The organism is Sphingopyxis sp. (assembly GCF_035565275.1).
Classification (GTDB): Bacteria; Pseudomonadota; Alphaproteobacteria; order Sphingomonadales; family Sphingomonadaceae; genus Sphingopyxis.
The window spans coordinates 1-16,350 of sequence record NZ_DATMST010000002.1; the positions used below are offsets into that span (position 1 = coordinate 1).

Consider the following 16,350-nt stretch of genomic DNA (forward strand, 5'->3'; position numbering starts at 1 on the left):
CGCCCGCAGGCAGATCGCGCCCCGCGCGGATCGGCGGACGCGGCGCGTCGTCGGGATGCAGGTCGACCCGGCGGCGGCGCGTCAGAATCTCTTCGCTGTCGTCATCGTCGATTGTACCGGATGAAGAGCGAAAGCGGCGGCGCAGCGACGACAGGCCAGCCGCCTCGGGCCGTGCGATCAGCAGCGCGATAAAACCCGCGAGGACCGCCGCTACCGCAGCCATGCCCAGCGCCAGCGCCAGTCGGCCGCCGTTGCCGACCGGCGGCACGAAGAAATCGGACAGCCGGTCGAGATAGAGGTTCCAGCTGATCGCCGCGACCCATGCGAAGGGCATCACCGCGGCGAACAGGAAGATCAGCGCCGCCGCGCCGATAACGGCCGGAAGCGCAGGCTTCAGCACGCGCAGGAACCGGGTCCATCCGGGCTTGGCGGGATTATCGCTGGTCTCTTCCATATCGTCCCAAATCCGTCGGCCCATCGGGCCACTCTTCCATTACGCGGCAACAGCGGTCAGGTGCCGCGCAGCAATCGCTGGTAAACCGGCTCGTAACGTAAAATGTTTGATGACCAGTTACGATGACTTTCGACAAAGATACGTGCGACCCGTCGGCGCTCGGACCACATCCCGCGATTTTCCAGCAGCTTGGCGAGCGCGTCGGCAATCGCGGCGGGATCGTCGGGTGCGAACAACGTACCCGTCACTCCGTCCTCGATCAGTTCGCGGTGGCCGCCGACGTCGGATGCCGCGACAAGCTTGCCCTGCGCCATCGCCTCGAGCGGTTTGAGCGGTGTGACAAGGTCCGTGAGCCTCATCTTCTTGCGTGGATAGGCGAGGATATCGATCAGCGAATAATAGCGCTCGACCTCTTCGTGCGGCACGCGGCCGACGAAATGGATATGCGGCGCTGCGGGCGAAGCCGCAGCCTGCGCCTTCAGCGCCGCCTCCATCGGTCCACCGCCGACGAGCAGCAGCCGCGCCTTGGGCTGCGCGGCTACCAGCGCCGGTATCGCGGCGATCAGATCGTCGATCCCCTCATAGTCGTAAAAGCTGCCGATGTAGCCGATCACCGCATCGTCGGCGGCAAGATCGAGCGTTTCGGCGAGCGCATCGTCGCGCGGCGGCGGATCGCCGAACAGGTCGAGGTCGACGCCGTTGGGCGACACGGTGATCTTGTCCGCGTCGATTCCGCGCGCGATCAGGTCGCGGCGTAGCCCTTCGCAGATCACCGCGACCGCATCGGCCGCCTTCACCGCATGGGTTTCGAGCTGTTTGGTCAGCCGGTACCGCAAGCTGCCTTCGCGCCCGGTGCCGTTGCCTACCGACGCGTCCTCCCAGAAGGCGCGAATTTCATAGATGACAGGAATGCCCAGCTTTTTTCCGACTCGCAGCGCGGCAATCCCGTCGAGCACCGGCGAATGCGCGTGCAGCACATCGGGCTTCCATTCCTTCGCCAGCGCCTCGACGCGCTTCGCCAGCGCGCCGATTTCGCGCCATTCGCGGATCGGCGACCTTGCCGGCGCGATCGGCGGGGTGCGGTAGAAGGTCAGCCCGTCGACCGTCTCGACATCCGGTCCGGGTTCGGGATGCCGTACGCCGGTGACCCCCGCGACCTCCCACCCCTTCAACACCTGCGCCTTCATCAGCGCGCGCGTGCGAAAGGTGTAGCCGCTGTGCGTCGGCAAGCTATGATCGAGGACGTGCAGGATGCGTGTCATGGGCCAGTGCACTGACATACAAGCCTTAACGCGGCGTCAACCCCGATCGCGTAGCGGGAGCGGACATGGTCGACAATTTCTCCATAGGCTTGACGCACGTCCTGATGGCGATTGCGCTCTGGCGCCTGCTCTATCGCGACGATCTCGACCGCGAGGTCAGCCCGCGCCAGCTGTGGCAGCAGCGTCGCGACGCCGAGCGCGCCGCGGAGGATGCCCGCACCGATGCGTGACATCGCGTTCATCGCCTTCCTGTTCGCGTTCATCGGGGTCGGCTTTCGCAAGCCGTTCCTGTTCGTGCTGTGCTTCTGCTACATCGACATCGTCGCGCCGCAGCGGCTCAGCTATTTCCTCATCAACTCGATCCCGATCTCGCTGATCGTCTTCGGGCTTGCGATCGTGGGCTGGCTCGCGGTCGACGACAAACGCGATACTCGCTGGTCGGGGCGGCAGTTCCTGCTCATGGCCATCCTCCTCTATTGCTGGATGACGACGGTGAACGCCGACTTCCCGGTCGAGGCGGCCGACAAGTGGAGCTGGGTCTGGAAAGCGCTCGTCTGGGCGATCTTTCTGCCGCTGACCCTGCGGACGAAGCTGCGCATCGAATCGCTGATCCTGATCATGCTGCTCTCTGCCGCGTCGATTGCGATCGCAGGCGGGATCAAGACCGCGGCGGGCGGCGGCGGCTATGGCCAGCTGCAGCTCCTGCTCAACGAGAATTACGGCCTGTACGAAGGGTCGATCATGTCGACCGTCGGCATCGCGATCATCCCGCTGATCCTCTGGTACCGGAACCACGGCACGATCTTCCCGCCCGACTGGCGCGTCTCGCTCTTCTGTTTCGCGCTGTGTTTCGCGTGCATGCTGCTCCCCGTCGGGACACAGGCGCGGACGGGGCTCGTCTGCCTCGCGGTTCTCGCAATCCTGTCGCTCCGCGCGGTAAAGCACCGCTTCCTCTATATCGCCGGCGCGGGGCTGCTCGCCCTCGCGGCAGTCCCCTTCCTCCCGCAAAGCTTCACCGAACGCATGGAAACGATCCGCGACCACAAGTCCGACCAGTCGGCATCGACGCGCGTCGCGGTGTGGATGTGGACGTGGGACTATGCGAAGGAGCACCCGTTCGGCGGGGGCTTCGAAGCCTATATCCAGAACAGCGTTCGGGTCGAAAAGGCGGCGAGCGAATATGACCCCGCGGCACCGCAAAATGCGCAGGCCATGGTCTATGAGGAGCATTCGCGCGCCTATCACTCGAGCTATTTCGAAATGCTCGGCGAACAGGGCTATCCGGGGCTCGCGCTCTGGCTGTTCCTCCATATTGCCGGGCTGGTGCGGATGGAACAATTGCGCCGCCGCTACCTCAAGACCCGGCGTGCCGAGGAACAATGGATCGCGCCGCTCGCGACCGCCCTCCAGCATGGCCATGTCACCTATATGGTCGGATCGCTGTTCGTGGGCATCGCTTTCCAGCCGTTCATCTACATGATGCTCGCGCTCGAAATGGGGCTGTCGACCTATATCCGCCGCCGCGAACAGGAATCCGGCTGGCGGTCGCTCACCGCGCGACCGGCACAGGTTCCGGCGCGCCATCCGGCGCCCGGCGCGGGCTGAACGCGGAACCATCGGGCGGCTCGGGGCGCTATTGCTCCATGTCCGCCACGCGTCTTGTCCATGTCGATGACAGCCTGCCCGGCATCAGCCGTACCCGCTCCGGCGTCGGATGGCGATACCGCGACGCCAAGGGAAAGGTCATCCGCGACCGCGAGGAAATCGACCGCCTCAACGCGATCGCGCTACCGCCCGCTTACGAAGACGCATGGTTCTGCCCCGCACCGAACGGGCATATCCTCGCGACGGGATATGACGCACGCGGGCGCAAGCAATATCGCTATCATCCCGATTTCCGGATGGCGCGTGAGGCGGACAAATATGATCGCTGCGCCGCCTTTGGCCATGCGCTCCCGTTGCTGCGCGCGCGGCTGTCCGACGACCTCAATCGCAGGACACTCTGTTCCGAACGCGTCGTCGCGGCGGTCGTGCGCCTGCTCGACCTCGCCGCGCTGCGGATCGGCAATGAGCAATATGTCGCGGCGAACAAGAGCTTCGGCGCGACAACGCTGCGCCAGCGCCACGCGACATTGTCGGGCCAGACGCTTCGCCTCAAATATGTCGCCAAGGGTGGCGCGAAGCGCGAGGTGGCGATCAGCGACCGCAGCCTGACGACGCTCGTGAGGCGATTGCAGGATCTGCCCGGCCAGAATCTGTTCCAATATGAAGATGACAGCGGCTTCTGCACCGTCGGATCGAGCGACGTGAACGCCTATATCCGCGAGGCGACGGGCGGCGACTTCAGCGCCAAGCATTTCCGCACCTGGTCGGCGAGCGTCGAGGCGTTCGCCTTTCTCTACGACGCACCCGAACCGCCCACCCTGAAAGCGATGCTCGAACATGTGGCGGACCGCCTCGGCAACACCCCTGCGATTGCGCGCAAGGCCTATGTCCACCCCGCGATGCTTGCCGCGGCGCAGGCACGCGAAAACTTTTCCGCAGCGACAGGAAATCTGCCGCGCGCAACGCGCTATCTTTCGCGTTACGAACGCGGATTTTTGACCTATCTGGAGCAGGCGCCCGCGGCCGCGGTGCTGCTTCAATCCGCCTGATCCGACCATAGAGGACCCCTGAAGGACCCCTGCATGACCTTCTCCTTGCTCGCCGCCGCGACCACCGCCGCCGCCAAGACCGCGCCCGCAAAGCGATCGCCCGCGACCAACCCGCTCGACGACCTCCAGCGCTATTGGGACATGAGCGTCGCGTGGGTGAACACCCACTGGTTGCAGATCGGAGTCGCGATCGGCATCGGTCTTCTGATCTATTTCGTCCTGTCGATGGTTCGCACCTTCGCGCTCAAGCACGCACAATCGGCCGAAGGCGACCTCTCGCTTACCCACATTGCCGGGCGTGTGATCCACAAGACCAAGTCCGCGGTCCTCGCGATCATCGCGATCCGCTTGGTCGCCGGCTATGCGCAGCCGCCCGCGGTCATCATGCAGACCGTCCAGTTCATCTTCACCATAGCGGTCGTCCTGCAAGTCGCGATCTGGGCGCGCGAGATCGTCCTCGGCCTGATCCAGCGCCGCGCTGCCGAGGGGAACAACGAAACCCTCAGCAACGCGATGGGCATCATCCGCCTGCTGATCAGCGTCGCGCTGTTCGCGATCGCGACGATCGTCATCCTCGACAATATGGGGGTCAACGTCACCGGCCTGATCGCCGGTCTCGGCATCGGCGGCATCGCGATCGGCCTTGCCGCGCAGGGCATCTTTTCTGACCTCTTCGCCTCGCTGTCGATCATCTTCGACCGGCCATTCCGCGTCGGCGAGACGATCAAGTACGACACCAGCACCGCGACGGTCGAACGTATCGGGCTCAAGAGCACGCGCCTGCGCTCGGTCAACGGAGAGCTGCTCGTCATCTCGAACACCAATCTGCTTGCGAAGGAAATCACCAACTTCGCGCATCTCCACCGCCGCCGGGTGACCTTCACGATCGGCGTCATCTATCAGACCACGCCCGAAATGCTCCGCGATCTGCCCGCGCTGCTCGAAGAACAGGTGACCGCCGCAGGGCAGGAATTCATCCGCTCGAGCTTCCTGACCTTCGGGCCGTCGAGCCTCGACTTCGAACTGCTGTTCGACGTCTTCAGCGACGAATATGACGTCGTGATCGCGGCGCGGACCGAGGTCGCGATCCGGCTGTTCGAGGCGATGGCGAAGGCCGGATATGAATTCGCCTATCCGACGCAGACGACCTTTACGGCGGCGCCCGACGGGACGATGATCATGCCCTATCCCGAGTCTCCGAAGCCGAGAGCGACGGCGGCAAAGGCAGCGAAGCCCGGCTGACGCTACGGCGCCGCGGGTGCGGGGCTTGGCTCTTGTGCAACGCGGCAAGAGCGGCCTAGAACGCGCCCCGAACCAGCAATTTGAGGGGATGAAACATGGCCACCATCACGCCGCAGGAACTGCAGACCAAGGTCGGGCAGCAGATCGGCACCTCCGAATGGGTGCTCGTCGATCAGGACATGATCAACAAGTTCGCCGACGCGACGGGCGACCATCAGTTCATCCATATCGACGAGGAAAAGGCGAAGCTGACGCCGTTCGGCGGTACGATCGCGCACGGCTTCCTGACGCTGTCGCTGATCCCGATGCTCGGCGCGCGCACCGACGGTCCGCGGATCGAAGGCATCAAGATGGGCGTCAACTATGGCGGCAACAAGGTTCGTTTCCTCGCCCCGGTCCGCTCGGGCAAGCGCGTCCGCAGCCATGTGAAGCTGCTCGAACTCGACGAAAAGCGCCCCGGCCAGTGGCAACAGACCAACGAAGTGACGATCGAAATCGAGGGCGAGGAAAAGCCGGCGCTGATCGCCGAATGGATCAGCCAGTTTTTCGTCTGATCGGACATATCCGGCCGACCTCCCCCGAAAAGAAAACCGGAACCAAGCAGAAGGACCTCTATCATGCGTGACGCCGTCATCGTTTCCACCGCCCGCACCCCGCTGACCAAGGCGGCGCGCGGCTCGTTCAACAACACGCTCGCCCCGACCTTGGGCGCCCATGCCGTTCGCGCCGCGGTCGAGCGCGCCGGTGTCGAAGGCGGCGAGATCGACGACGTCGTTTTCGGCGCCGCGATGCAGCAGGGGTCGCAGACGATGAACGTCGCGCGCCTGATCGCGCTGCGCTCGGGGCTGCCCGTCACCGTCCCCGGCATGTCGATCGACCGCCAGTGCTCGTCGGGCCTGATGACGATCGCGACCGCCGCGAAGCAGATCATCGTCGACCGTCAGGACATTGCGGTTGCCGGCGGCATCGAGTCGATCTCGAAGGTCAGCGGCAGCGGCAAGGTGTTCATCGAAACCGACGCCGAACTGATCGCGATGCACAAGGACACCTATATGCCGATGATCGGCACCGCCGAGGTCGTCGCGAAGCGCTACAACATCAGCCGCGAAGCACAGGACGAATATTCGCTCCAGTCGCAGCAGCGCACCGCCGCCGCGCAGGCCGCGGGCAAATATGACGACGAGATCGTCGCCTGCAACGCGACCATGGCGGTGATGAACAAGGAAACCAAGGAAGTCAGCTTCAAGGATGTCGTCGCCGACAAGGACGAGTGCAACCGCCCCGACACGACGCTCGAAGGACTCGCGAGCCTGAAGCCGGTGATGGGTGAAGGCCACACGATCACCGCGGGCAACGCCAGCCAGCTCGCCGACGGCGCGTCGGCATGCGTCGTGATGGAAGCGAAGGTCGCCGAAAAGAAGGGCCTCCAGCCGCTTGGCCGCTATGTCGGCATGGCGGTCGCGGGCACCGAGCCCGACGAAATGGGCATCGGTCCCGTCTTCGCGATCCCCAAGCTGCTCGAACGCTTCGAGCTCAAGATGGACGATATCGGCCTCTGGGAACTCAACGAAGCCTTTGCCGTGCAGGTCCTCTACTGCCGCGACCAGCTCGGCATCCCGAACGAGCTGCTTAACGTCAACGGCGGCTCGATCTCGATCGGCCACCCCTTCGGCATGACCGGCGCGCGCTGCGTCGGCCACGCGCTGATCGAAGGCAAGCGCCGCGGCGTGAAATATGCCGTCGTCACCATGTGCATCGGTGGTGGCCAGGGCGCAGCAGGCCTGTTCGAGGTCTTCTGATTTGCGGCTGAGCAAACCGCGTATCGAGCCGGTCGATTTGGGCCGGCTCGATGCCGAACAGCGCGCCGCGCTCGAACCCTTCCTTGTCGCCGGCCCCGACGGTCAGGGCGGCAAGGTCGGGGGCGGCAAGATTCTAAACATCTTCCGTACCCTTGCCCATGCGCCCAAGGCGCTGACGGCCTTTCTCGGCTGGGGCAGCTACATTCTTTCGAAGCGTAATGCGCTTTCACCCCGCGACCGCGAGTTGGTCATCCTGCGCACCGGCTACAATTGCCGCTCGGGTTATGAATGGACCCAGCACAAACGTATCGGCCTCGACTGCGGCCTCAGCGAAGACGAGATCGCGCGCATCAAGGCCGGCCCGGACGCGGACGGCTGGAACGAGCTCGACCGTGCGATGCTCCGTGCGACCGACGAGCTGACCGCCGACCATTTCGTAAGCGACACGACATGGGCTGCGCTTGCCCCGCTCGGCGACAAGGGCCGCATGGACCTCGTTATGACTGTCGGCCAGTACACGCAAGTTTCGATGATATTGAACAGCTTCGGCATCCAGGTCGAAGACGGCTGGACCGTCGACCCCGACCTGAAGCGCTGATCAACGGGAGAATGACATGAGTGCCATCGGAGTGATCGCCACGTTGCGCGTGCAGCCCGGCAAGGAAGCGGAATTCGAAGGCGTCTTTGGCGAACTGGCGGGCGCCGTGAATGCGCACGAGCCCGGCAACAGCTATTATCGTCTGTTCCGGACGGGCGAGACCGGCGTCTACAAGGTGCTCGAATGCTACGACGATCAGGCCGCGCTCGATGCCCACCGCGCGTCCGATCATTTCCGCAGCATCGGCGCGCGCCTCGGCCCCTGTCTTGCCGGCGCCCCCGAAATCGAAACGCTGGCCGCGGCCTGACCGCCGGCTGGCTCGTTCGGCAAAGGCGGGACCGACCGGTTGCGACAGGAAGCTTTCTTGTCTCTCATCGTCACCCCGGACTTGATCCGGGGTCTCGCCTGGAACCGTTGCGTGAGAAAAGCGGGGTCCGGGTCAGGCCCGGGATGACGAAAGCGGGGCGTGAACTAACGTCCGCATCCCACCCCGAACGCTCTGTCTCATAGCCACGGAGCCCGCGCCCCGGCACCGCTGAATACGTGCCTATCTGCAAACCGGCTTCTTGACGTTGAGCCGGAATTTACGAGGCCCCGGCGGGTCGCCGCGCTGGCTCGTATCGACGATCTTCACCTCGGCGCCGCACCTTTCGCCCTTCACCATATAGCGATCGACACCGATCCACGCGATCGAATCGATCGGTGCGCCGCGCAGCACCTCCTGCACTTCGCGGCTCTCGAGGATGGCGGTGATCTCGCGTGCGCGCTGATGATTGGGCGGCAGGGCGGCGATCGCCGACGCCCCGGTGGCCAGCGACAGGCTCGCGGTGGCGATAATGCGTAGCGGCAACAGGGTCGTCATGCTCTTCGCTCCCGTCATATTGGGGCCCGCCAGGCTGCGCCTCGCATCAACCTCCGTTGGCGCGGATCCATTTTTCGACCACCGGCGCGATTTCCTCGCGCCATTTGCGGCCGTTGAAGATGCCATAATGGCCGACGCCCTTTGCCATCAGATATTTCTTCTTTTCGGCGGGCAGCGATTTCGCGATGGTCAGCGCTGCCTTGGTCTGCCCGATCCCCGAAATATCGTCGCGTTCGCCCTCGATCGCGAGGATCGCGATATCCTCGATCGCGCCGACGTCGACCGGCTGGCCGCGGTGCATCATCTCGCCCTTGGGCAGCAGGTGGCGCTGGAACACGACATCGACCGTCTGCAGATAGAATTCGGACGTCATGTCGCACACCGCGCGATATTCGTCATAGAATTCCTTGGTCTTGTCAGCCCCTTCGCCGTCGCCGTCGACCAGATGTTTGAACATCTCCCAATGGCTCATCATATGATTGCCAAGGTTCATCGACATGAAGCCGGCAAGCTGCAGGAAGCCCGGATAGACGCGGCGCCCCGCGCCCGGATAATAGGCCGGAACGGTCGCGATCACATTTTCCTGGAACCAGGCATAGGGACGTGTCGTGGCATGCTCGTTGACCGCGGTCGGCGCCTTGCGCGTGTCGATCGGGCCGCCCATCATCGTCAGCGTCTTCGGCCGGCACTTGTTCTTGCTCGCCGCCATGACGGCCGCGGCGGCGAGGCTCGGTACCGACGGCTGGCACACCGCGAGCACATGCGCACCCGGACCGATATGCTCGAGCCACGAAATCAGATAATCGACATAGTCGTCGAGGTCGAACCGGCCCGCCTCCAGCGGCACGTTGCGCGCGTCGCGCCAGTCGGTGATCCAGACGTCATGGCCGGGCAGCATGCGCTCGACCGTGCCGCGCAGCAGCGTCGCATAATGGCCCGACATCGGCGCGACGATCAGCAGCCTGGGCGCGTCTTTCGTTCCCTTGTGCTTGAAATGCTTGAGCTGGCCAAAGGGCTTGCGCGCCTCGATCGCCTCGGCGACGCGCACCGTCTCGCCATCAACGACGGTCTCGTACAGTTCGAACCCCGGCTTGCCGCGCGGCGCCGACGCGTGTGCGAATACTTCGAGCGCCGAGGCGAACATCGGACTGCCGCCGAAATAGCCGAGCGGGTTCGCGGGATGCTGCATCACCTGCGCGCCCGCGGTCGCCAGTGCGCTCGCCCCCGCGAGCCAGTTCTTCTGCATTTCAAAGGCGTGATACAGCATATAAAAACGTTCCTTGCAGCCCCGGCGCTCTCGGGGCGCCTGTTCGTCGGGGGCAGTCTAGGGCTTCCGCCCCATTGTGCAATGCATCAAAAATGATTGCGAGGCGCGACTTTTGTCCATATCCTGCCCCGCGGCGCCTGATGCGTCCAATGGAGTGACTATGTCCGAGATTGCGGGCAACCGCTAACATCCCGGCGAAAACGGGATGTGCGCAGCGCGCGGACCAACGGGTTCGCGCGCCGTTGTTGCTTGTCATTCCGGACATATCCCATGAATATCTCGAAAGCGGAGCAGCATATGCTCCATGTGCTGGCGCAAGGCGGCATGATCCGCCATCGCCGCGACGAAACCGGCCATATCGTCGAAGCGCTTTGCTTCACGCGCGATGGCTTCGTCCTCGCGAACACCGGCCTCGCGCTGTTCAACCGGCTGCGGCGGCGCGGCTTCATCGGCTCGCACGGCGGTGCCCCGTACCGCATCACGCAGGCGGGGCTTCGCGCCGTGCGCGCGCAACCCGACAATCGTTGAGACAAGGGAGCGCGGCGCCTGCCGCCGCGCTCCTGGCATGCAGCCCGGCTTCACAGCATTTGAAGCCGGGCCGCATTCTGGATCGTTGAGCGCGGGTCGCGCCGCTGCTAGGGCCGATGCGATGGCCAGCCAACCCGATCCTTCCGCCGCGCAAGCGACCGCCGCGCCCCGCCGCAAGCTCGGCAGCCTGCGCATGGTGTGGCACTATGCCAGCCGCTATCCGTTGCAGCTGGTGATTGCCGGAATCGCACTGGGGATTGCCGCACTCGCGACGCTCGCTATCCCCTACCAGTTCAAGGCAATGATCGACAGCGGCTTCATCGCCGGCGGCGGGGACGTCGCCCCGCATTTCCGCCTCTTCTACGCCATATGTGTCGCGCTCGCCCTCGCGACCGCGCTGCGTTTCTATTTCGTCAGCTGGCTCGGCGAACGCACCGTCGCCGACATCCGCCAGGCGGTACAGCGCAACCTCTTGGGCCTCGCCCCCGGTTTTTTCGAGGAGAACCGTCCGTCCGAAATCGCCTCGCGCATGACGTCGGATACCGCGATCATCGAGCAGGTGGTCGGCACCACCGTCTCGGTCGCGCTCCGCAACACCGTGATGGGCATCGGCGGCATCATCTATCTGTTCAGCCTCTCCCCCAAGCTTACCGCGGGCATATTGCTCGGCATCCCCGTCATCATCCTCCCGATCGTGTTGCTCGGCCGCCGGCTCCAGAACGTATCGCGCACCAGTCAGGACCGTGTCGCCGACATCGGCGCGACCACCGCCGAACAGATGGGCGCGATGAAGATCGTGCAGGCATTCGGTCAGGAAGCGCGCGAGGCCGCCCGTTTCGCCGCCGCGGTCGAGGCCAATTTCGCGACCGCCAAGCGTCGCATCCGGCTCCGCGCGATCATCACCGCGACGGTGATCGGCTTGCTGTTCGGCGCGATCACGACCCTGCTCTGGTACGGCGCCGAGGGCGTTGCGGCCGGCACGATCACCGGCGGCACGATCGCCGCCTTCGTCCTCACCGGCGGTCTCGTCGCGGGCGCATTCGGCGCGCTCACCGAAGTCTATGGCGACCTGCTCCGCGCGGCCGGTGCAGCCGAGCGATTGAGCGAACTGCTCAACGCCGAGGCGAGCATCGCACCGCCCGCGAACCCGCGCGTCTTTCCCGAAACGCCCGTCGGCACGCTCGACTTCGACCATGTCGAATTTCACTATCCGACCCGCCCCGACGCTCCGGCGCTACATGATTTCTCGCTCGCCATCCGCCCGCGCGAGACGGTTGCGATCGTCGGCCCTTCGGGCGCCGGCAAGTCGACGCTGTTCCAGCTTGCCGAGCGCTTTTACGATCCGCAAGGCGGGCAGATCCTCCTCGACGGCATCCCGCTAACCGAGGCCGATCCCGCCGACATCCGCGCGCGTATCGCGATGGTGCCGCAGGAAACGGTGATCTTCGCCGCCTCGGCGCGCGACAATCTGCGTTACGGCAATTGGGATGCCACCGACGAGGAACTATGGACGGCCGCACGCGCCGCCAATGCCGAAGAGTTCTTGCGCAAGCTTCCGCAGGGCCTCGACACCTTCATGGGCGAAGGCGGCGCGCGCCTGTCAGGCGGTCAGCGCCAGCGCGTCGCGATCGCGCGCGCTCTGCTCCGCCGCGCGCCGCTGCTCCTGCTCGACGAGGCGACATCGGCGCTCGATGCCGAATCCGAAAAGCTGGTGCAGGACGCACTCGAAACGCTGATGGCCGACCGTACGACGATCGTCATCGCGCACCGGCTCGCGACCGTCCGCGCCGCCGACCGCATCATCGTGATGGACGACGGCCGCATCGTCGAAGAGGGCAGGCACGACGATCTCGTCGCCGCCGATGGCCTCTACGCCCGCCTCGCGCGGCTCCAGTTCCAGGACAATCTCGCCGCGGCCTGACGCCGCCCAACCCCGAGGAAAAACGATGCTCTACGACCTGACCGTACCAGCCTGTCAGAATGGCCTGAAAGCGCTGTCGGGCGAGCTGTCGCGCGCGCTCGTCTGGGGCACCGGCAACGGTATCGGCGAATTGCAGTTCGCGGTCGCACGGCTCGCGCCCGACATGTTCCCGCTCGCATCGCAGGTCCGGTTTTCGTGCGTACAGGCGCTTCAGCCGCTGACGCGCCTCGGCGGTATGGCGACTCCGGATTTCGCCGAGGATGCGACCGACTTCGCGGGGATGCAGGAACAGATCGCCACGGCGCTCGCTTTTCTGGGCGACGTCGACCCTGCCACGCTCGGCAACGACATCGGCCGCGCGGTCAGCTTCGAATTGCCCAACGGCATGGTCTTCGACATGAACGCCTTCGAATATGTCCGCGACTGGGCGCAGCCGCAATTCGCCTTCCACCGGATGGCCGCCTACGGCATCCTGCGCCACATGGGCGTCCCGCTCGGCAAGGCTGACTATGTTAGCTACATGATGCGCTATCTGCGTCCCGGGACGGCGCCTGCCGGCTGACGCGGGCAAGGCAACCCGGATCGGATCCAGGGTCAGATCAGGCTGGCGTAATTCTGGATGCCCGGAAAGCCGAGCTTCGACCCGCCGTTGCGGCGGATCGCCCCGATTGCTTCATCGACACGCAGATAGCGCGCCCGGGCGTCGGGTTCGAGCAGGATCGCGGCCGGCTCGGGGCGCCCGGCCGCCTGCTTTACCAGCAGGCCGAGTTCGGCAAGATCGACCGCCTCGTCGTTCCACCGGATCACATTGGCCGTGTCGATCGTTACGCGATTTTCGTCAAGCACCGCCGTGTTCGGAGGCGGCCCGGCGGGCAGCGTCACATCGACGCTGTGCGTGGGCGGCGGGATGGTGATGATGAACATCACCAGCATCACCAGCATGACGTCGATCAGCGGCGTGGTGTTGATGTCGGGATCGCCATTGGGGTCCGCACGAAAAATGCTGCGATGGAACATGCTGCGTTTGCGCATCGTCTCTCTCCCGCTCGGGGAGAAGCGCCGCGTTCGATCGACGGGCGCCCTTCCCCGCATCAACGGCACAAGGTCATCTCGCGCCATTTAGTTATGGTATATCATAATATAAGCAAGACAAGAGGAAAATGGCATGGCGCCCGGCTGCGCAAAACCCGCATAAAGAAAGGGCGGCACCTTTCGGTACCGCCCCTCTTTTTCTTCCAGTCCCCGTCGGGGATGGAAACCGGTCTTACATGCCCGAGTTCGGACCGTAAGTGATTTCCACGCGACGGTTCTGGTCGTTGCGGACGCCATCGGCGGTCGCAACGGCCGGACGGGTTTCGCCGAACGCCTGCGCGCTGATCGAGCCATCCGAGATACCGCGAGCGGTCAGGTAGCTGCGAACTGCAGTGTTGCGACGTTCCGACAGGCCGACGTTGTACTTGGCCGAACCCGAACGGTCGGCGTGACCGGCGAGCATGACCTGCGTACCCGTGCAACCACGGTTGTAGGCGCTGATGGCGTTGTCGAGCGTCGAAGCCGCTTCCGGCGTGATGTTCGACTGATCCCAGTCGAAGTACACGATGTACGGCCCAGGTGCGCATTCCACGACCGGCGGGGGCGGCGGAGGCGGCGGGGGCGGCGGGGGCGGTGCAACGACCGGCTCCGGAGCGCCACCGAAGTTGTACGTCAGCGTGCCGAGGATCGAGTGCGAACGGAAGCGCGTCGAAACGTCGCGACCGATCTGGTCGACCAGGTCCAGGTTGTTGACGTTGAAGAAGCGATACTTCAGGCCGACATCCCAGTTGCTGCTGAGCGGAGCGCGGATACCGGCGATCGCCTGCCAAGCGAAGCCCGTGTCCGAATCGTCAAGGAACGGACCGGCATAGACGGGTGCGACCGATACGCGGGCAACACCGGCACCACCGCCGATAAAGCCCTGCAGGCCGTCGTCGTCACCGAAATCGAGCAGGCCGTTGGCCATGAAGCTCAGGACGTTCGAATCGCCGTTCAGCGGAACCGAACCGGTTGCGAGCGTACCAGCGCCGTTAGCCGACTGCGGGATACCCGGAGCAGAGAAGGTGCCCGACTTGATGTCGGCTTCGCGATAGCCGACTTCGACTTCCGCGCGGAAACCACCGAAGTCGTAACCGACGGTGCCTTCGACGTCATAGCCAGCGCGATGATCGAGCGTACCGGCATTGCCGATAGCACCGATATCGAGATCCATGTCTTCGACGAGCATTGCGCCAGCACCGACACCAACATACCAGGAGTTGTCGCGCGCCAGAACAGGCGACGCCAGGGTGGTGGAGGCCAACGCCACAGCGACGGCAAGCTTCCTCATAGTAATTCCCCTTTCAATTTGAGATATACGTCTCGGCAGACGTCCTACTCGCCGCTTTGGTTCCGTGCAAGCTAACAAATCGTCAATCTGTTGCCAAAAAGTCGCACTTCGAAGGTCAATGTGCGGAAATTCAGCCTGAAATCATAAGACCCTGCGTCTCGAAGTGCAGGATCAATGCCGTGATTGCCGTACGCGCCTCGGAATCGATTGTCGACCCGCCTGAAGGGGCCGCGACAGTTGCCGGTTCCAGCCAGTTTTCTCCGTCGAACAGCAGCCGCGCTCCATCCGATATCCGGGTCACCGCGGTGCCGCTGCGCGGCGTGGCGAATCTCCAGCCTCCCGCAGTCCAGATTGCGATCGCCTGCCCCTGCCCCGCCCATGCGCCCGCCGCAGCCGCGCCGACGATCCAGCACTGGCCCTCGGCGGGGACCAGCGGCGGCTCGACAAGCGGCCCCGCCTCGACCGCCGGATGAACCAGCGCATCGAGCAGGGTCAGCGCCTCATTATGCGTTATTTCCTTCTGCGCCTGCGACACGGCAAGTAACGGCAACGCAAACCGCGGCGTGATCGGCAAATCGGTCATGATTCAATCCTCTTCGATCAGGGTAGGGGCAGGAAAAGGGGCTCGGAGAGAGCGAAATCTCCGACCTGGCGGATCGACAGCGTGCACCCGGCGGGCAGCGCCGCCATTTCGGACGCGTCGATGCCCAGAACCGGCGACGCGCTTTCCCACGGCCCCACACCCGCAACTGGTGGCAACAACGCAATGCGCCACCTTTCCCGGCTTTCGCCCGGCGGCTGGTCGACATGATCGCGCCAGCCGGCATCGACACGGCTGCGCCGCAGCCAGCTGGCGATCACACCGCCTGCGCCCTCCGGTCGCACCCGGCCGTGAACGGGCGAGAGCGGCCGCAACGCCAGCGCCGCCGACGGCACCTCGATCCCGGTCATCGCAGTGCCGCCGCGCGGCGCCCATTGCAGCGCCGCTCCGCCGCTCTCGGCTACAAGCGCAAGTTCGTCGGGAAGCATCAGCAGCGCCGCATCGTCGAGCAGCACGAAAGCTTCGCCCGACGCATGGACGACGTCGCCCGCAGTCCCCGCACGGCCCCGCAACAGGCGCGACAGCCGCCAGATACCGGGCTCCAGCAACTCGGCGGTTCCGAACTGCAGCAATTCATTACCGATCATCGCGCGGTTCGCGCCGCCGAGGAGCGCGGCATCGCCGACCGTTTCCAGTGTCATCGCGGAATTGGCCAATGTCACGACCGCCGAACGGGCAAGGTCGAACAGGCAATCGCTGCCCGCCGGCAGCGGCTCGGCCAGTTGCCCCAGCGCTGCTGCCGGACGGATCGTGCCGACCGGGACGGGCTCGGCCCCCGGCGCGGGTACGAACCAGCAATC

At 64.8% G+C, this 16,350-nt stretch carries 18 protein-coding genes and 1 pseudogene; 11 read left to right on the plus strand and 8 right to left on the minus strand.

Annotated elements, in window-relative coordinates:
* A pseudogene (locus VN047_RS00075) lies at nucleotides 1-478 on the minus strand (hypothetical protein); the annotation flags it as partial.
* 32 nt (nucleotides 479-510) lie between these two features.
* Nucleotides 511-1,716: a TIGR04063 family PEP-CTERM/XrtA system glycosyltransferase gene (locus VN047_RS00080; RefSeq protein ID WP_325538871.1), complete on the minus strand. Its 1,206-nt coding sequence runs from the start codon at nucleotides 1,714-1,716 to the stop codon at nucleotides 511-513.
* Nucleotides 1,717-1,781: 65 nt separating this feature from the next.
* Between VN047_RS00080 and VN047_RS00085 the strand changes: the two genes are divergently transcribed.
* From VN047_RS00085 to VN047_RS00120, 8 genes are all read left to right on the plus strand, one after another.
* Complete coding sequence (locus VN047_RS00085) at nucleotides 1,782-1,946, plus strand: hypothetical protein (RefSeq protein ID WP_325538872.1); 165 nt, start codon at nucleotides 1,782-1,784, stop codon at nucleotides 1,944-1,946.
* Nucleotides 1,939-3,321, plus strand: coding sequence for a putative O-glycosylation ligase, exosortase A system-associated (locus tag VN047_RS00090; RefSeq protein WP_325538873.1), 1,383 nt, complete (start codon nucleotides 1,939-1,941; stop codon nucleotides 3,319-3,321). Before VN047_RS00085 ends, VN047_RS00090 begins: the two co-directional genes overlap by 8 nt.
* A 38-nt stretch (nucleotides 3,322-3,359) precedes the next feature.
* Nucleotides 3,360-4,370: a DNA topoisomerase IB gene (locus tag VN047_RS00095; protein ID WP_325538874.1), complete on the plus strand. Its 1,011-nt coding sequence runs from the start codon at nucleotides 3,360-3,362 to the stop codon at nucleotides 4,368-4,370.
* Nucleotides 4,371-4,403: 33 nt separating this feature from the next.
* On the plus strand, nucleotides 4,404-5,612 hold the full coding sequence (locus tag VN047_RS00100; RefSeq protein WP_325538875.1) for a mechanosensitive ion channel family protein: 1,209 nt from the start codon (nucleotides 4,404-4,406) through the stop codon (nucleotides 5,610-5,612).
* A gap of 95 nt (nucleotides 5,613-5,707) precedes the next feature.
* A complete protein-coding gene (locus VN047_RS00105; RefSeq protein WP_325538876.1) occupies nucleotides 5,708-6,166 on the plus strand; it encodes a MaoC family dehydratase in 459 nt (152 codons plus the stop codon).
* Between the two features lie 63 nt (nucleotides 6,167-6,229).
* Entirely contained in the window at nucleotides 6,230-7,411 is a 1,182-nt protein-coding gene (locus VN047_RS00110) for an acetyl-CoA C-acyltransferase (protein WP_325538877.1), read from the plus strand.
* Between the two features lies 1 nt (nucleotide 7,412).
* Nucleotides 7,413-8,009, plus strand: a complete 597-nt coding sequence (locus VN047_RS00115; protein WP_325538878.1) for a carboxymuconolactone decarboxylase family protein — start codon at nucleotides 7,413-7,415, stop codon at nucleotides 8,007-8,009.
* A gap of 16 nt (nucleotides 8,010-8,025) precedes the next feature.
* A complete protein-coding gene (locus VN047_RS00120) occupies nucleotides 8,026-8,316 on the plus strand; it encodes a putative quinol monooxygenase (RefSeq protein WP_325538879.1) in 291 nt (96 codons plus the stop codon).
* Between the two features lie 240 nt (nucleotides 8,317-8,556).
* Here VN047_RS00120 and VN047_RS00125 read toward each other — a convergent pair whose 3' ends face one another.
* Both VN047_RS00125 and VN047_RS00130 read right to left on the minus strand, forming a co-directional pair.
* Nucleotides 8,557-8,871 carry a hypothetical protein gene (locus VN047_RS00125; protein ID WP_325538880.1) on the minus strand — a complete coding sequence of 105 codons (315 nt, stop codon included), beginning with the start codon at nucleotides 8,869-8,871 and terminating at the stop codon, nucleotides 8,557-8,559.
* A 46-nt stretch (nucleotides 8,872-8,917) separates the two neighbouring features.
* On the minus strand, nucleotides 8,918-10,138 hold the full coding sequence (locus tag VN047_RS00130; protein ID WP_325538881.1) for a polyhydroxyalkanoate depolymerase: 1,221 nt from the start codon (nucleotides 10,136-10,138) through the stop codon (nucleotides 8,918-8,920).
* 270 nt (nucleotides 10,139-10,408) lie between these two features.
* Here VN047_RS00130 and VN047_RS00135 point away from each other — a divergent pair, with 270 nt between their 5' ends.
* The 3 genes from VN047_RS00135 (at nucleotide 10,409) to VN047_RS00145 (ending at nucleotide 13,149) form a co-directional block, all read left to right on the plus strand.
* The gene (locus VN047_RS00135; protein ID WP_325538882.1) at nucleotides 10,409-10,666 is read left to right on the plus strand and encodes a YjhX family toxin; all 258 of its coding nucleotides are present in this window, start codon (nucleotides 10,409-10,411) and stop codon (nucleotides 10,664-10,666) included.
* A gap of 121 nt (nucleotides 10,667-10,787) precedes the next feature.
* Nucleotides 10,788-12,587 carry an ABC transporter transmembrane domain-containing protein gene (locus tag VN047_RS00140; protein ID WP_325538883.1) on the plus strand — a complete coding sequence of 600 codons (1,800 nt, stop codon included), beginning with the start codon at nucleotides 10,788-10,790 and terminating at the stop codon, nucleotides 12,585-12,587.
* A 25-nt stretch (nucleotides 12,588-12,612) separates the two neighbouring features.
* A complete protein-coding gene (locus VN047_RS00145; protein ID WP_325538884.1) occupies nucleotides 12,613-13,149 on the plus strand; it encodes a DUF1993 domain-containing protein in 537 nt (178 codons plus the stop codon).
* A 32-nt stretch (nucleotides 13,150-13,181) separates the two neighbouring features.
* On the opposite strand, the gene VN047_RS00150 is transcribed toward VN047_RS00145, so the two are convergent.
* The 4 genes from VN047_RS00150 to VN047_RS00165 all read right to left on the minus strand — a co-directional run.
* Nucleotides 13,182-13,619: a biopolymer transporter ExbD gene (locus tag VN047_RS00150; RefSeq protein ID WP_325538885.1), complete on the minus strand. Its 438-nt coding sequence runs from the start codon at nucleotides 13,617-13,619 to the stop codon at nucleotides 13,182-13,184.
* Between the two features lie 232 nt (nucleotides 13,620-13,851).
* Nucleotides 13,852-14,949, minus strand: a complete 1,098-nt coding sequence (locus VN047_RS00155; RefSeq protein WP_325538886.1) for an OmpA family protein — start codon at nucleotides 14,947-14,949, stop codon at nucleotides 13,852-13,854.
* Between the two features lie 130 nt (nucleotides 14,950-15,079).
* Nucleotides 15,080-15,532: a DUF2793 domain-containing protein gene (locus tag VN047_RS00160; RefSeq protein ID WP_325538887.1), complete on the minus strand. Its 453-nt coding sequence runs from the start codon at nucleotides 15,530-15,532 to the stop codon at nucleotides 15,080-15,082.
* Between the two features lie 17 nt (nucleotides 15,533-15,549).
* A partial coding sequence (locus tag VN047_RS00165; RefSeq protein ID WP_422663635.1) for a phage tail baseplate protein occupies nucleotides 15,550-16,350 on the minus strand: 801 nt, incomplete at its 5' end.

Excerpts from the sequence above, each read along its gene's own strand:
- VN047_RS00080 (WP_325538871.1), bottom strand. The coding sequence starts at position 1,716 with ATGACACGCATCCTGCACGTCCTCGATCATAGCTTGCCGACGCACAGC.
- VN047_RS00085 (WP_325538872.1), top strand. The coding sequence starts at position 1,782 with ATGGTCGACAATTTCTCCATAGGCTTGACGCACGTCCTGATGGCGATT.
- VN047_RS00090 (WP_325538873.1), top strand. The coding sequence starts at position 1,939 with ATGCGTGACATCGCGTTCATCGCCTTCCTGTTCGCGTTCATCGGGGTC.
- VN047_RS00095 (WP_325538874.1), top strand. The coding sequence starts at position 3,360 with ATGTCCGCCACGCGTCTTGTCCATGTCGATGACAGCCTGCCCGGCATC.
- VN047_RS00100 (WP_325538875.1), top strand. The coding sequence starts at position 4,404 with ATGACCTTCTCCTTGCTCGCCGCCGCGACCACCGCCGCCGCCAAGACC.
- VN047_RS00105 (WP_325538876.1), top strand. The coding sequence starts at position 5,708 with ATGGCCACCATCACGCCGCAGGAACTGCAGACCAAGGTCGGGCAGCAG.
- VN047_RS00110 (WP_325538877.1), top strand. The coding sequence starts at position 6,230 with ATGCGTGACGCCGTCATCGTTTCCACCGCCCGCACCCCGCTGACCAAG.
- VN047_RS00120 (WP_325538879.1), top strand. The coding sequence starts at position 8,026 with ATGAGTGCCATCGGAGTGATCGCCACGTTGCGCGTGCAGCCCGGCAAG.
- VN047_RS00125 (WP_325538880.1), bottom strand. The coding sequence starts at position 8,871 with ATGACGACCCTGTTGCCGCTACGCATTATCGCCACCGCGAGCCTGTCG.
- VN047_RS00130 (WP_325538881.1), bottom strand. The coding sequence starts at position 10,138 with ATGCTGTATCACGCCTTTGAAATGCAGAAGAACTGGCTCGCGGGGGCG.
- VN047_RS00135 (WP_325538882.1), top strand. The coding sequence starts at position 10,409 with ATGAATATCTCGAAAGCGGAGCAGCATATGCTCCATGTGCTGGCGCAA.
- VN047_RS00140 (WP_325538883.1), top strand. The coding sequence starts at position 10,788 with ATGGCCAGCCAACCCGATCCTTCCGCCGCGCAAGCGACCGCCGCGCCC.
- VN047_RS00145 (WP_325538884.1), top strand. The coding sequence starts at position 12,613 with ATGCTCTACGACCTGACCGTACCAGCCTGTCAGAATGGCCTGAAAGCG.
- VN047_RS00150 (WP_325538885.1), bottom strand. The coding sequence starts at position 13,619 with ATGCGCAAACGCAGCATGTTCCATCGCAGCATTTTTCGTGCGGACCCC.
- VN047_RS00155 (WP_325538886.1), bottom strand. The coding sequence starts at position 14,949 with ATGAGGAAGCTTGCCGTCGCTGTGGCGTTGGCCTCCACCACCCTGGCG.
- VN047_RS00160 (WP_325538887.1), bottom strand. The coding sequence starts at position 15,532 with ATGACCGATTTGCCGATCACGCCGCGGTTTGCGTTGCCGTTACTTGCC.